The 15,308-nt window shown below is 40.4% G+C and carries 9 protein-coding genes; 2 read left to right on the forward strand and 7 right to left on the reverse strand.

All coding sequences use genetic code 11. The features are described from left to right. Positions 1-39 precede the first annotated feature (39 nt). Positions 40-1,242, reverse strand: a complete 1,203-nt coding sequence (ackA, locus tag H5185_RS05135; RefSeq protein ID WP_124016136.1) for an acetate kinase — start codon at positions 1,240-1,242, stop codon at positions 40-42. A 227-nt stretch (positions 1,243-1,469) separates the two neighbouring features. Between ackA and yfbV the strand changes: the two genes are divergently transcribed. Beyond that, positions 1,470-1,907, forward strand: coding sequence for a terminus macrodomain insulation protein YfbV (gene yfbV, locus H5185_RS05140; RefSeq protein WP_182698518.1), 438 nt, complete (start codon positions 1,470-1,472; stop codon positions 1,905-1,907). Between the two features lie 53 nt (positions 1,908-1,960). Here the strand turns inward: yfbV and pflA are convergent, their stop codons facing one another. From pflA to cysK, 6 genes are all read right to left on the reverse strand, one after another. Beyond that, on the reverse strand, positions 1,961-2,701 hold the full coding sequence (gene pflA / locus H5185_RS05145) for a pyruvate formate lyase 1-activating protein (protein WP_182723504.1): 741 nt from the start codon (positions 2,699-2,701) through the stop codon (positions 1,961-1,963). 74 nt (positions 2,702-2,775) lie between these two features. Further along, complete coding sequence (gene pflB / locus H5185_RS05150; RefSeq protein WP_182741538.1) at positions 2,776-5,058, reverse strand: formate C-acetyltransferase; 2,283 nt, start codon at positions 5,056-5,058, stop codon at positions 2,776-2,778. 401 nt (positions 5,059-5,459) lie between these two features. Next, on the reverse strand, positions 5,460-6,992 hold the full coding sequence (locus H5185_RS05155; protein ID WP_124016132.1) for a DUF3360 family protein: 1,533 nt from the start codon (positions 6,990-6,992) through the stop codon (positions 5,460-5,462). Positions 6,993-7,854: 862 nt separating this feature from the next. Then, positions 7,855-8,745 (reverse strand): LysR substrate-binding domain-containing protein, encoded by an 891-nt coding sequence (locus H5185_RS05160; protein ID WP_182741539.1) that lies wholly within the window; start codon positions 8,743-8,745, stop codon positions 7,855-7,857. A gap of 365 nt (positions 8,746-9,110) precedes the next feature. Further along, positions 9,111-11,978 carry a TonB-dependent receptor domain-containing protein gene (locus tag H5185_RS05165; RefSeq protein WP_182741540.1) on the reverse strand — a complete coding sequence of 956 codons (2,868 nt, stop codon included), beginning with the start codon at positions 11,976-11,978 and terminating at the stop codon, positions 9,111-9,113. 695 nt (positions 11,979-12,673) lie between these two features. Beyond that, on the reverse strand, positions 12,674-13,639 hold the full coding sequence (cysK, locus tag H5185_RS05170) for a cysteine synthase A (RefSeq protein WP_182741541.1): 966 nt from the start codon (positions 13,637-13,639) through the stop codon (positions 12,674-12,676). Positions 13,640-14,037: 398 nt separating this feature from the next. On the opposite strand from cysK, the gene H5185_RS05175 reads away from it, so the two are divergent. Continuing rightward, a complete protein-coding gene (locus H5185_RS05175; RefSeq protein ID WP_124016127.1) occupies positions 14,038-15,159 on the forward strand; it encodes a beta-ketoacyl-ACP synthase III in 1,122 nt (373 codons plus the stop codon). Positions 15,160-15,308 lie beyond the last annotated feature (149 nt).

Raw genomic sequence — 15,308 nt, forward strand, 5'->3', positions numbered from 1 at the left:
GTTCATGATAGTTAACCGAATATAAACCTAATAGCGGTTTTACTTAGCTGTGATCAGCTTAATGGCATCTTCGGCAATAACCCACTCTTCATTTGTTGGTATGACCATAGCAATAGGGGTACCTGCTTGGGTTATTACACCCTGTTGGCCAAAACGAGCAGCTTTATTCAAGATGTCGTCAACTTTGAAGTTAAATATTTCTAATAAATTAAGGACTTTCTCACGAATAAGATTCGAGTTTTCGCCAATACCGCCAGTAAAAATGATGGCGTCTAAACGCCCTAATGGCACAGTGTAAGAGGCAATATATTTAGCTAAACGGTAGCAGAAAATATCCAAGGCTAACGTGGCCCCTTTATGGCCATCATGATAACCTTCTTCAATTCCACGACAATCATTAGTCAGCTCTGAAATGCCCAGTAAACCACTTTGTTTATTCAGTAGGTTGTTTACTTCATCCAGGGTATAGCCAAGTTGTTTGACTAAATGAAAAATAATCGATGGGTCTAAATCGCCACAACGGGTACCCATGACTAAACCTTCAAGCGGGGTTAAACCCATTGAAGTGTCGACGCTTTTACCGCCTTTAATGGCTGCAACTGATGCGCCATTACCTAGATGAGCACAAATAACATTGATGTCTTTAACATCTTTGCCTAATACTTTGGCCGCTTCACGGCAAACGTAAAAGTGGCTAGTTCCATGCATGCCATAACGGCGAATACTATGTTCACGATACAATTTGTAAGGTAGGGCATAAATATACGCTTTCTCAGGCATGGTTTGATGAAATGCGGTGTCAAACACTGTCACTTGTGGCAACTGAGGAAAAGACGCTATCGCTGCGCGAATACCAATTAAATGGGCCGGATTATGTAGCGGTGCTAATGAGGCACAATCTTCGATGCCTTGGATGACTTCAGGGGTGATAATGACAGAGCGGGTAAATTTTTCACCACCGTGAACGATGCGATGGCCAATAGCCTTAATTTGTGCCGCCAGTTCTGGGTGTTCCGCCAAGATGTTATTAACGATGAATTCTACTGCTTCGCGATGTGCAGTAAAGGCGCCTAATTTGGCTTCATTTTTACCGCCATTAAATTTCCATTTAATGCGCGAATCTTCTAAACCAAAACATTCAGCTAATCCAGAAATTTTATCATCGCCTGATTGAGCATCAATGATGGCAAATTTTAATGATGAGCTACCGCAGTTGAGCACGAGTACTAATTTGTCTGACATGTTAACGCCTTTTAAGTCAATGAAACTAAATAAAATAGTAAAATTCCATTTTGATTAAGGTTTATGAACATTATTCATAAACGCTACACTTTGGTGTTCTTTTGCTGATTGGCACAGTAAGCTAAATCATTAAAGTGTCAAATCGGCCAGTGCATTTTGGGTACGACACTGTATTATGGTAATGTTTCACTCATGTCCTAAGCAGTAAAGGTAACCGTATATTGAACATGAATCTGGTTAAATTACTTGGCGACGGTCAACGTTATATGAAGACTTGGCCAATGGTTAGGCAACTTGGGTTTTATTTCCCCGAGTACCGTGTCGTCAAAGCGACTCAGTTAGCGATCATCGCCATGCCGATTTTGGCATTAGTGGTTGCGGCCAGCCAACTCTACGTTTTGGGCTGGAATTACTTACCGCAAGCATTAACAACACTGCTCTTTTTTATTAGCCTGCCACTACAAGGCTTATTATGGTTAGGCTGGCGAGCGAGCCACCCATTGCCTTTATCGTTATTCGAGTGGGGCAATCAACTCAGTGCTAAATTGACCGAGATGGGTATCTATTGCCAACCCCTAGGTGCCAGAGCCTGTTATTCAGACATGGCCGCCATCTTGAAATTGGCTTTTGAACGTTTGGATCAAAGTTACTGGGAAGAACTCTAATCTATCTGCTTGGTAATCTGTTGCTCATTTAAGTCGGTTTATTTTTGTTATGACTAAAATGTAGCGCTAATGCCTCGATCTAAAAACACTTGTTGAATTTTTTGCATCGTCTCAGTACTTGGCGGTGCAATATCAGACAAGGTGTATGCTTCGCCAAAGGCTTGCCATTTATGTTGACCTAACGGGTGATAAGGCAGTAGCTCAACTTTCTCAACATTATTCATCGGTTTAATAAACTCAGCTAATGCAATGGCCGACTCTACGTCTTCGGTAAATCCGGCGACAACCACATATCGGATCCAGGTTTTTATGTTTCGTTTAGCGAGATATTGAGCAAATTGTAATGTTCTATGGTTACTGACTTTTGTCAGTTCGATGTGTTTAGCATCATCCATTTGTTTTATATCAAGTAACACTAAATCGGTATTGTCGAGTAACTCATCAATCACAGGTTCGTATTTGCGCACAAAACCGTTAGTGTCTAAACAGGTGTGGACACCCTGATCTTTGCAGGCTTTAAATAATTCACTGACAAATTGAGCTTGTAAAATTGCTTCCCCACCACTGGCCGTAATACCACCACCGCTAGCGTCTAAAAAGGGTTGATAAGCAATAACTTGTTTCATTATTTCATCGACAGATATTTCTTTGCCGCCATCCAAATCCCACGTATCACGATTATGACAATATTGGCAGCGCATAAGGCAGCCCTGCATAAAAGTAATATAACGGATCCCCGGACCGTCTACGGTTCCGAATGATTCCACTGAATGAATGCGACCTAAGGTCATTATTATTCCTCAAATATCTATAAAAAAGGCTGTATCGATAATTTGTTACACATCGATACAGCCAATTTTAGCAGAGACTACATACTTTTAGTAAATGTACGAGTAATCACGTCTTGTTGCTGCTCTGGAGTGAGCGCATTAAAGCGAACGGCGTAACCTGATACACGGATTGTTAATTGTGGATATTTATCCGGATGAACAATCGCATCTTCTAACATTTCACGGTTCATCACGTTAACGTTTAAGTGTTGACCACCTTCACGATTTGGCTTGCTTAAGAAGTAGCCATCCATTAATGACGCTAAGTTAGTACGACGACCAGTGTCATCTTTACCTAATGCATTTGGCACGATAGAGAAAGTGTAAGAAACACCATCTTGTGCGTGAGCAAATGGTAGCTTGGCGACTGATGTTAATGAAGCAATTGCGCCATTTTCATCACGACCATGCATAGGGTTTGCACCTGGAGCAAATGGTGCACCTGAACGACGACCGTCTGGAGTGTTACCGGTTTTCTTACCATAAACCACATTTGAAGTGATGGTTAAGATTGATTGAGTTGGAATGGCATTACGATACATTTTCTTATCGCGAATTTTTGCCATAAAACGTTCAACTAAATCGCAAGCAATGTCATCTACACGAGCGTCATTGTTACCAAATTTTGGATAGTCACCTTGGATATCAAAATCAACGGCAATACCATTTTCGTCACGGATAGGCTTAACTTGAGCGTACTTAATTGCAGACAATGAATCGGCAGCAATTGATAAACCAGCAATACCACAAGCCATAGTGCGGCGCACATCGCGGTCATGTAATGCCATCAACGCAGACTCGTAAGAGTATTTGTCGTGCATATAGTGGATGGCGTTAAGTGCAGACACATATTGTGTTGCAAGCCAGTCCATTAAACCGTCAAGACGAGACATCACATCATCAAACTCAAGTACATCGGCAGTGATTGGATCTGCTTTTGGAGCAATTTGAGTTTTAAGTTTTTCGTCAACACCACCGTTAATGGCATATAACATGGTTTTGGCTAAGTTAGCGCGAGCACCGAAGAACTGCATGTGTTTACCCACAATCATTGGGCTAACACAACAGGCGATGGCGTAATCGTCAGACTCGAAGTCTGGACGCATTAAATCATCGTTTTCATATTGAATTGAGCTGGTGTCAATCGATACTTTTGCACAGTAGCTTTTAAACCCTTGTGGTAATTTTGTTGACCACAATACGGTAATGTTTGGCTCTGGGCTTGGGCCCATGTTGTACAAGGTATGTAAAAAACGGAAGCTAGATTTTGTGACTAATGTACGGCCATCAAGACCCATACCTGCGATAGACTCAGTTGCCCAAATCGGGTCACCAGAGAATAGTTCATCGTATTCAGGTGTGCGAAGGAAACGAACCATACGCAGTTTCATTACGAAATGGTCAACCATTTCTTGGGCTTGCTGTTCAGTAAGAATACCATTTTTAATATCACGTTCAATATAAGCATCAATGAACGTTGAAGTACGACCCAGTGACATTGCGGCGCCATTTTGGCTTTTTACTGCAGCAAGATAACCAAAGTAAGTCCATTGAATGGCTTCTTTAGCATTTTTGGCCGGTACAGAAATATCACAACCGTATTTAGCTGCCATCACTTTCATTTGGCCTAAAGCACGATGCTGCTCAGAAATTTCTTCACGTAATTGAATCACACTTGATAAGTCTTCGCCTGCTTCAAACTGCGCTTGCAGTGAACTGAATTGGGCAAACTTATCTTTCATTAAGTAATCAATACCGTATAAAGCAATGCGGCGGTAATCACCAATAATACGACCACGGCCGTAAGCATCAGGTAAACCCGTTAATATACCTGATTTACGACAAGCCATAATTTCAGGGGTATAAACATCAAACACACCCTGGTTGTGGGTTTTACGTAATTCAGAATAAATGTAATTAACATCGCTGTTAAGTTCACGGCCATATGCTTTACATGAACCTTCAACCATACGAATGCCGCCATTAGGCAACATGGCACGCTTTAATGGTGCATCAGTTTGTAAACCGACAATAGTTTCAAGCTCTTGATTAATGTAACCAGCATTATGAGAAGTAATGGTAGAGACCATTTCAGTATCGAAATCGACAGGAGCATGAGTTTGGTTCTCTTGCTTGATGCCTTCCATAACTTTGTCCCACAAAGTTAATGTTGCATCTGTTGCACCTGTTAAGAATGACTCATCACCCTCATATGGTGTGTAATTTTGTTGGATAAAGTCACGTACATTAACTTCTGTTTTCCAATCGCCAGCTACGAAACCTTCCCACGCGTTGGCAAATAGTTCGGTTTTATCTGTCATTTACTTAACCCTCTGGTTGATTTTCAACGGATACTGTCTCAATTAGCACGAGCTGGTATCCGTGAGTATTTACATTCTGTCATCTAGGCGCATTCGCTAGATTGAGCTGTTAACATCTTCTGCGACATTGGTGGCAGAAATGTTCCGCCTGGTTTTTATAATGACGCTAATCGATATTGTTTTAGTTAATGAATTAATTGGTAAGACCATTTATCCATGAGTTGATAATAGCACAGCTAAATGACGATATCGGCAGCTTTTGATAATTGAATAACAAAAGTGTTAACTGGCTAACATATCTGTTTAGAATTAAGAGTAGCACACATTAATATTAGCCAATAAAAAAGCGAAATCGTTGCCGATTTCGCCTTTTAAGAGTGATATTACCAAGTACAACGCGATTATAAGAAGGCTGGGATACCTTCAATCATACCTACTGCTAACATCGCCGCTAAACAAATCACGAATGCTAGCGTTGGGATCACGATCCGGTCGGCAAACGATAATGTTTTAGGACGTTCTTTGTCACCAATTAAGCCGTTGTTATCAAGCAACATGGTTAATGCCCATGCTAATACCGGATTGGCTACAAATGAGGCAAAAATACAGATCCCTGCAGCTTGGCTACTGGTGGTGTCTTTAACCATCTGTAAGCCGGCTTCCAGTAACGGTAGGAACACACCGACTAACAATGCAATTGACATAACCGGGCGCCATACTGTGATATCCATAGGATAACCAATGACAGCGACAATAATACATAAGCTGCCAAGCAAGATTGCGCCAGCAGGAATAGGACGTTTGGCTATTGCAGCAGGGATCATATAGGTTCCCCAAGAAGAGGTAATGTTACCGCCACCTACTGCTGTACCTACGATCTGTCTCACTGAACAGGTGGTCATGGTGTCATCGACATCCATCAGTACTTTTTCAGCCCCTTTTGGGTAATTTAATTCTTGGAAAATACGATGACCAAGGAAGTCTGGTGACCACATGGCAACAGCAAGAATAGCAAACGGTAATGATGCAATAAAATGGGCCATATTAGGTAAACCTAACTGCCAACCGTGTTCAGTTGAGCCCCACCAATACACAGGGTTTAAATTAGGAATCCCAGGCGCCGTGGTAAACTGCAAATCTAAGCCTGCACCAAAAGCAAATGCCAGTGCGACTGCTGCAATCGAACACAAAGGAATGGCTAACCAGCGTTTACCAAATTTAGCTAATGCTGCATAAATGATCACATTGATTAACAATATGGCAAAGGCAACATAACCGAGTGAGTAGTCCAAGTTATGCTTGGCTTGCAGTCCGCCAGCCCAGTCGAATAACGAGCCTATTTGACTTTTCGCTCCCATAAAGCCTAAGAACACTAATAAGCCGCCAGCCACGCCGCTACTGGTGAGATTGACCAGTTTCGAGCCACCTTTGAAATAACTTAAAATTAAGCCAAATATACCAATGAGAATTGCTAAGGCTAAAGGGTGAGCACCGGCGAGTGCGATAGTACCAATTAACGGGATCATTGGTCCATGGTTGCCGCCGAGGTTTGCCCTTGGGTTAATAAAACCTGAGCTAATAATACAGAATAGTAAAGCTGGGATGAGCATTTCTACCCGCACGACTTGGATAGCAAAGTCAGCGCCAAGATTGATGTGGTCCCACTTTTCGCTTAAGCCAGCAGCCCAAGCAGCCATTACTGCTGAATACATCACAGTAATACCAATGGTTCCTGCGATAGCTGGAACTAAGTCTTCCCATTCAAAGCGAAAATCACGTCCAGGGAGGTTAAGTCCCCAGCGTCTTGGTTTCATTATTTTTAGTTCGTTTTCTAAATAGGCATCGCGAGTATCAAATTCACTCGCAGGGCGGTGAAGTTCGCGATAGCTGGCTTCTTGTGCTTGTTTTTCTGAATTGCTGACAGTTTCTGACATAATTTCTCATTCTCCGAAAAGAACAGGTTAATCCATCAAATGATGAAGTTTAAGTGTGTTCCCTTGAAGTGATGGCGATATCCATAAGAGCTGCTTGCCAGTGAGCGGCTAATAGCTCTTATCACTTTGCTCATCTGTAATGTTTCATTTGTGAAGCATTACAGTGATGTCCTTATTTAAGTCTTTCTTGGTAAGACCAATTTACCTCACGAATTTTAGCATAGTGATTTAATTGCATCACTTGGTATCAATAAAGTTGATGTTTTGTTTGTTGGAAGTGAGAGCTGGATAACAAGTTGACTGCATTATTAGACGAAGAAATGAGTCTAAAAGTTAGCTCGCTTAGCCCTTTGCTGTTAAAAATATCATGCCACATCAATATAATTGATACAAAGTATCGTCATCGTTCAATCGTAGTTGATATCAAAGCAGGTTATAGCATCAATACTAGACAAAAAAATTTTGTTTAGATAAAAATTATCTCGGCTTATGCAAATCGTTTGAAGGTAAAACTGAGTATCGAGAAACTTGATACTGATGATAATGACGAATCTTACTGTTGCTTAAAGCTCAATATTATTTTAATTAATATGACTGTAGCAGGAATAATTAACTCGAGTTGACGTTTAAATACAATCGACATGTGTTAGCTGAGTTTACGCCAACTTAGCCTGCCACAGCGCGATGTTATGAGGCAGGTTAGTCGGTCGTATCAAAATAGATGCAGCAAAGCAGGCGAGCATAACCTGTTACTATTGCGCTTAGCGCTAATGGAGTGGTGTTTAAGCTGCGAAGATAGAGGCCATGCCGATTAACAACCGGCACTAAATATGTTGTACAAGTTCTTGGTCAATAATGAAGCTTAACTGCGAGTAACACACTTTGCTTCTGCAATAAGGCAATCTCTGAGTGGGTTATCACCAGTATCTTGGCGCCAGATAAATGATAAATGTCGTTTTAAGTTTAATTCGGGCGTAGTTAACACAACTAATTCGCCATTGGCGACATCTTGTTCGACATCCAAATAGGGCAAGCAGCTTAAATACACGCCATTTTTAACTAAAGCTTTTAATAATCCGACGTGATCGTATTCTTTCCAGACATTTAATTTAACAATTACCCCATGGATGGCGGCATCAAAAATACGCCGAGTGCCAGCACCTGGCTCTCTTAAAACCCATTTGGCTTGTTCAAGTTGAGCGATGCTAGTGCGTTTGTTTTTCGCAAACGGGTGGTGCGGAGAGACAACAACAACCAGGTGATCATCAATCCATGGTTCTTGATGCAATCGACTGTCATCAATTCGACCTTCAATAACCCCTAAATCAAATTGATAATCGAGTACCTCTTGTGCTACATGGTCGCTATTTTCAACGGCAATTTCGATTCTGAGCTCTGGAAAATCGTTATCAATTTTACTGATCAAGGCGGGTAATAAATGCTCCGCAGCGGTTTGGCTCGCGCACAGTTTTACTGTGCCACTAATAATATGTTGATCGTGAAGGCCCAGAGAGATTTGTTGTGCGTCCTGCAGTAGTTTTTGTGCCCTTGGACGTAACCATCTTCCCCAATGACTCAAGATAAGTCGATTTCCCTGGCGGATAAATAATGGTCGACCCAATAAATGTTCGAGTTGGCTTAACGACATGCTAACCGCTGATTGACTCATTGACAGTTTCTTGGCTGCTGCGCTAACGCTCTCTAAACTTGCAACAGCATCGAAAACGGCTATTTGCTTAAGCGTATAATGCATGAGATCCCTTATTGGTGAAAAACAAGATATAAAACAATGTTTCCATGATCAGCTATTTTTGATCCTAGGTATACTTAACACTATAAAATTTGTGGCCTTGCTTCAATAATCGTTATTTATCCGTTGGAAAAATCGCCATACCTGCTATCTAACAATGTTCACTTTTACAATGCTTAAATCTAAATGATGAAATTAACTGGCGAAGTGAACAAGACAAAGGTTTACGATCTCTATAAGACGTTGCCTGAATTTTGATGGGCATCAGATTGTAATTGAATGAATTAACGAATAAAAAAACGGCATCCTAAGATGCCGTTTAACCTATCTAACCTTAGTGGTTAGATAAATAGCTTAGCGCTCAATGTTTAAAACTTATAGCTAGCGGTAGTATGGAAGAAGCGACCAACGTTATCGTAAGCTGAGCTGGTGGTATCTGTACCTGTATAGCCGTAAGGCAAGTCACGGTTAAATACGTTATCGATACCAAACTTCAAGGTAATACCTGAGTTAAAGTTATATGCAACTGCCATATCACTGATAAAGTAATCACCAAATTCCATGTTGCTGTTTGGATTCGCATTTAAGGCTAATTCTTTATCGGTATAAAGGCTTACACCCTCAACAAAGCGTGTTCTCCAGCTAATATCCCAGCTATCGATTGAGTAACCTAAGCTCCAGTTTGCTTGCCATTTAGCATAACCGGCAGTGCCTGCAAGTTCTTCAAATGTATCTGGCTCATCCTGGAATGAAAAGTCTTTACGTTTTAATAGGCGAGTCGCAATAAGGTTAGTGCGTACATCACCACTAAAGGCTTCAAAGTTATAACCAATATCAAAGTCGATACCAGCAGCTTCAAGCGACGCAATGTTTAACGAGAACTGTCTAATTTGAGTAATTTCATGGCTCGCTGGATCACGAGTAATTAAGCTACAGTACTCGTTATTCACACCAGTTTTAGAATCGACACAACGGTCAATAATATCTTGAGCACCAACGGCACTGATGGCGTTTTCGATCTCAATATTCCAGTAATCGGTAGTGATCGATAATCCATCGATAAAATCAGGTTGATAGACAATCCCTAGGGTAAAACTTTTCGATTCTTCTGCTTTTAGCTCGCGGTTACCACCACTTAATCCTTCAAGCGTTTTATCGTCGTAGTCTGCATCAAAGCCAGCTGGGATCCCTAAAGCGGCACAATTTGTCTGACGTTGAGTTGGATCTTCTAAATCATTTAAGTATTTAGCACGGCAAGAATCATTTACTGAGAAGAATGTTTGGCTTTCTGCACCATACAACTCACTAATGTTTGGCGCACGCATGGCTTCAGAGTATGTTGTACGAACGCGGAGTTGATCGTCGACCTCCCAGCTTAAACCTGTTTTCCAAGTCGTTGCATTGCCAATAGTACTGTAATCGGCAAAACGAATCGCAAGATCAAGATCTAATTGGCGCATCATAGGTAAATCGGCTAATAATGGTAGCGTGATTTCAGCAAAAACCTCACTGACATCAAAATCACCTTTATCTTCACCTAATGCATTAAAGAAAGTACCTGCCGCATTTGATGGTTCAAAAATCTCGCTCTCTTCTTTACGGTATTCAACACCGGTAGAGAAGCCTGCATAACCGGCAGGTAATTCAAATAAACTCGAGTTAGTTAATGAGCCACCAAGTACAGTTTGCTTAATAACTGAAGTACCTGTTGAAGTGGTATTTATATAATTGATTGCATCTTGACTTGGCGCGCCAAAACCAAAGATGTTAACCGGCACACAGCCAGTATCTCTAGCGGCTTGATCTCGACATACCGCAACACCATTTTCTAAAACTGAATCAAGTGCGTTGGTATAATTATCATAGATTAAGTTATTTTTATTAACCCGCTCTAAATCCGTTTGACCGTATATAGCATAGGCGTCGTAATCCCAATCTTGAAATACTATACCTTCAAGACCGACAACATAGCGTTGGGTTTCACGAGTATCATCTTCAATGCGTGCACCCAAGTCCGTCATAAAACGACGGATATTGAGAGTGTCTAATGGCGCAGCATTTCCGTCGCTATCTTTATTTGCTTTCATTAAAGCAACAAGTTCAGGATTGATAAAAGCGTTATCAATTTTAATATTGTTAACCGGGTTACCAAAGAAAAATGCCGGTTGACCTTCATCTGTTGATTGGCTGTTAACGTATTTAGCTTCAAAATAAACGTTATGTTTATCATTAAGCTGGTAGTTTGCTTTGAAGTTAATATTGTAACGTTCAAATTCGGGTTGTAACTCAACAAATTGATTCAAGTTGGTTACATCGCAATTAGCACAACGAATGCCATCAACATTTTGACCACTATAGACATCTCTTAACGAGCCATCAGGATTAAAGCTTTTCCAACCGTCTAAATTGAAAGTGCCCGCATTACTAATGGTGTAATGACCAGCATTAGGTGTCCATATTTTATCTGGATCTGATGGGTCATTATTATCGGTAGGACGATTTTTATTTGCTAGACTCGAAAATGAAGTTGATGTTTGATCGCGATCAAAGGCGCGAAGTTGCTCTTGAGCACTGTATTCAACTGCGAAGGCAACATTACCATCACCTTGGGCGAAGTCAGTTCCATAAGATAAAGAAAAACGATCCTTATTGTGGCCGCTGTCATCAGCCCAACCTTTGGTTGCTGATACATCTAAACCGTTAATGTCTTTCTTTAAGATAAAGTTAACTACACCAGTTACCGCATCAGCGCCATAAATAGCGGATGCACCGCCGGTGATCACTTCAACTCTCTCAATCCAAACACTTGGGATAGTATTAACATCAACAGAGGATGTACCAGCAGAGCTTGATACATGACGTTTACCGTCGACTAATACTAGTGTTCTGGCGGTGCCCATGCTTCTTAAATCGAGCAAGTTAAGACCAGATGTACCAATAAATCGCCCAGAGTTGGCTAGCGAGTAGGTATTACCGAGTGCAGGTAATTGGTTTAGCGCTTCACCAATATTAGTTACACCTGTTGATAATAACTCGTCGCCAGTAATTACTGTAACCGGTGTTGGTGCTACAGCGCCTTCACGAATAATACGTGACCCCGTTACAGATATTCTTTCTACCGGTGCAGCTGCAGTGTCTTCTGCTGCAAAAGTATTAAAAGTAGTTGCAGCAGACAGTGCCGCACCACCGATTAGCGCTACGCGAATCGCATTGGCTAGTTGTGAATTTACTTGCATTTATCTCTCCCAGAATTATTTTTTATTATGTGATGATTTTTTTAAACATTTTTAATATAAAAATGAAACAAAATTACACCAATATGGATATAACCATAATGAGATTAAAATACAATACTTATAAATCAGCATGTTACCTAAATAGGCGTTAACACATTAAACATCTTTAATTAACACAAAATAAGCAATTCAGTGTCTAAAATACTTGATTGTGAGTTTTTTAATGCTAATTCGTTTAGTTGTTTTTGGTTTATTGTTGAATATATGTTTAATTATTGGGGTGTTGAGCGGGTTTTAATTACTGGTTGTTATAGGGTTGTAATTTTTGTTGGTGTAAAAAAAGATGAAATTATTTAATGACGCTGAAAATGATAGGGTAAATAATCCTTTTTAGACTAAGCAGTATTAGTCATTAATAGAGTTATGAATAACGCTATTAATAACTTAAGTGACTCGTGCGATATTATTTTCTTACTAGGAAAGATAATTGAAGTGGTATTTATGCGGTTATCTTGATTTGTTATTCCTGTTTAATCGGTTGTTGATTAGTGGTTAATTTTTATTCGGTAATATCTAACTCACAAGAGCAGACAAGTAGGCGAGGGGGTATTAGTATTCACGATAAAAAATGCCAGCAATTTGCTGGCATTTTTGGGTTAATTTAGCGCTTAACGATTAAATTAAGCTAACCGGTATTACTGCACGTTTTCACTGTCACTAAATTCACCAGCAAATAATGCTGTTGATAAATATCGCTCTGCGGCAGATGGAAGAATAACCACAATCATTTTATCGGCAAATTCTGGTAATGCTGCAATACGGTTAGCAGCAACAACAGCAGCGCCAGAAGAAATACCTACAAGGATACCTTCTTCTTTCATTAAACGACGGGCCATTTCGATTGACTCGTCATTTGTAACGGCTTCTACGCGATCAATAAGAGATAAATCTAAGTTACCAGGAATAAATCCAGCACCGATACCTTGAATTTTGTGTGGACCGGGCTGTATAGGCTGTCCAGCTAAAGCTTGAGCAATAACAGGTGAGTCAACAGGCTCAACAGCGACAGAGGTAATGGTTTTACCTTGTGCTTTTAAGAAACGACTGACGCCGGTCAATGTTCCGCCAGTACCTACACCAGCGACAAATACATCAACTTCACCATCAGTATCATTCCAGATTTCTGGACCTGTGGTTTGTTCATGAATTGCTGGGTTAGCAGGATTATCAAATTGGCCAAGTATTAGATATTTTTCTGGTGCTGATTGGCGAATTTCTTCAGCCTTCTCAATAGCACCTTTCATACCTTTAGCGCCTTCTGTTAGCACTAAGTTAGCACCTAATGCCTTAAGCAGCTTACGACGTTCTAAGCTCATCGTGTTTGGCATCGTTAAGGTTAATTTGTAACCACGCGCTGCAGCAACATAAGCAAGTGCAATACCTGTGTTACCAGATGTAGGTTCAATTAACTCGATATCTTTAGTGAGTAGACCTTTTTTTTCAGCATCCCAAATCATGTTCGCGCCAATACGGCATTTGATACTGAAACTAGGATTACGTGATTCTACTTTTGCTAACACATTGCCATTGCTGACGCGGTTTAAACGAACTAGCGGTGTGTAGCCTAAAGTATATGAATTATCTTCGAAAATTTTGCTCATGGATTATTTGCTCCTATGGTTGCATTGTCTAATCATAATCTGCTTAGCAGGATTTAGAAGTGATAATTTGTTCTTCTTTATTCCTTTTAGTTATTAAGGTGTAAACCTTTATTCTAAAAAACCTCTATATGCTGCTATATTAGGCTTTTGGGGCGAATTATCATCATTCAATGGTCTGACCATCAGATAAATTTAATTTAGTATGCCAAGAATAAATCATAAAATACTAGAATGGCGTTAATCAGCAAATGTTTCTATGTCGTGCTACCCAATTGACGAGCATGGTTTATTGATAAGGGAGAGTAAACCTTTCAATAAATTAGATCGATGAATTGATGTCGATCTCTCTGGCGCAGATGAACTTTCGCTAACTCATTCACTAAAAATGGTAGAGCAAAATGAATAAAGTTGTGATTTCAGGCAGTGGTTTATACACACCACCTTACAGTGTCTCTAACGACGAACTGGTTAACAGTTACAACAGCTATGTAGACCTATTTAATCAGCAAAATGCAGCAGATATCGAAGCCGGAGCCACGGTTGCAATGGCGTACTCTTCAAGTGAGTTTATCGAAAAGGCCTCTGGGATAAAAAGCCGTTATGTGATGGTGAAAGAGGGGATTCTCGATACCGATATCATGATGCCATTAATTGCTGATAAGTCTTCTGAATTACTATCTATGCAAGCTGAAATGGGGATTAACGCAGCCAAACAAGCCCTAGAGCAAGCAAACCTAACGGCTGAAGACATTGATTTAGTGATTGTTGCTTGTGCTTATACACAGCGGGCTTACCCGGCGATTGCGATTGAGATCCAGCAAGCTATGGGCACTAAAGGATTTGCTTATGACATGCTTGTGGCTTGTTCATCAGCGACTTTTGCGATTGTGAATGCGGTTAATGCGATTCGTGGCGGTACGGCAAACAGAGTATTGGTCATCAATCCTGAATTAACCTCACCACAAATCAATTTTCGTGATCGTGACAGTCATTTTATTTTCGGTGACGTTGCTACCGCAGTTGTGGTTGAGCGCGAAGAGTTATCGACCTCAAAACGTGCCTTTAGCGTATTGTCTATGCGTTGTTTAACTGATTACTCTAGTAATATTCGCAGTAATTTTGGCTTTGTAAATCGTTGCGATCCTGAAAATGCTACTACGGCTGATAAATTGTTTCATCAACAAGGTCGTAAAGTATTTAAAGAATTATTACCGATGATTTACCAGCATTTAGATGCCCAATTTACTGATGAGCAAATAAAGCCTGAAGAATTTAAGCGTTTATGGTTGCATCAAGCCAACATTAATATGAATTTATTTGTGGTGAAAAAGCTTCTTGGCGACAATGTTGAAGCAGATAAAGCACCAATAGTACTCGATGAGTATGCCAATACCGCTTCTGCGGGATCGGTTATTGCTTTCCATAAATTTAATCAAGATTTCAAAACCGGTGACTTAGGTTTATTGTGCTCATTTGGTGCGGGTTATTCTATTGGGAGTATTGTACTTGAAAAGTGCTAATTGGCTGATAGGCCGTCATTAAGATGCCTACCTTGCTAGCGCCGATTGATTCAATATAATAAAAGTAGCTCTTGTTCTATAGCTAAGTGAGCCGTTTGAGCCGATAAGATCTGTAATGAATAAGGCCGTTGATACTCAGTATCAACGGC

This window comes from Shewanella sp. SG44-6, from assembly GCF_014164185.1.
In the GTDB taxonomy this organism is placed as follows: domain Bacteria; phylum Pseudomonadota; class Gammaproteobacteria; order Enterobacterales; family Shewanellaceae; genus Shewanella; species Shewanella vesiculosa.

What these genes read in the sequence shown, in the direction of transcription:
- yfbV (WP_182698518.1), top strand. Translation starts at nt 1,470, where the DNA reads ATGAATCTGGTTAAATTACTTGGCGACGGTCAACGTTATATGAAGACT.
- cysK (WP_182741541.1), bottom strand. Translation starts at nt 13,639, where the DNA reads ATGAGCAAAATTTTCGAAGATAATTCATATACTTTAGGCTACACACCG.
- ackA (WP_124016136.1), bottom strand. Translation starts at nt 1,242, where the DNA reads ATGTCAGACAAATTAGTACTCGTGCTCAACTGCGGTAGCTCATCATTA.
- H5185_RS05165 (WP_182741540.1), bottom strand. Translation starts at nt 11,978, where the DNA reads ATGCAAGTAAATTCACAACTAGCCAATGCGATTCGCGTAGCGCTAATC.
- pflB (WP_182741538.1), bottom strand. Translation starts at nt 5,058, where the DNA reads ATGACAGATAAAACCGAACTATTTGCCAACGCGTGGGAAGGTTTCGTA.
- H5185_RS05155 (WP_124016132.1), bottom strand. Translation starts at nt 6,992, where the DNA reads ATGTCAGAAACTGTCAGCAATTCAGAAAAACAAGCACAAGAAGCCAGC.
- H5185_RS05160 (WP_182741539.1), bottom strand. Translation starts at nt 8,745, where the DNA reads ATGCATTATACGCTTAAGCAAATAGCCGTTTTCGATGCTGTTGCAAGT.
- H5185_RS05175 (WP_124016127.1), top strand. Translation starts at nt 14,038, where the DNA reads ATGAATAAAGTTGTGATTTCAGGCAGTGGTTTATACACACCACCTTAC.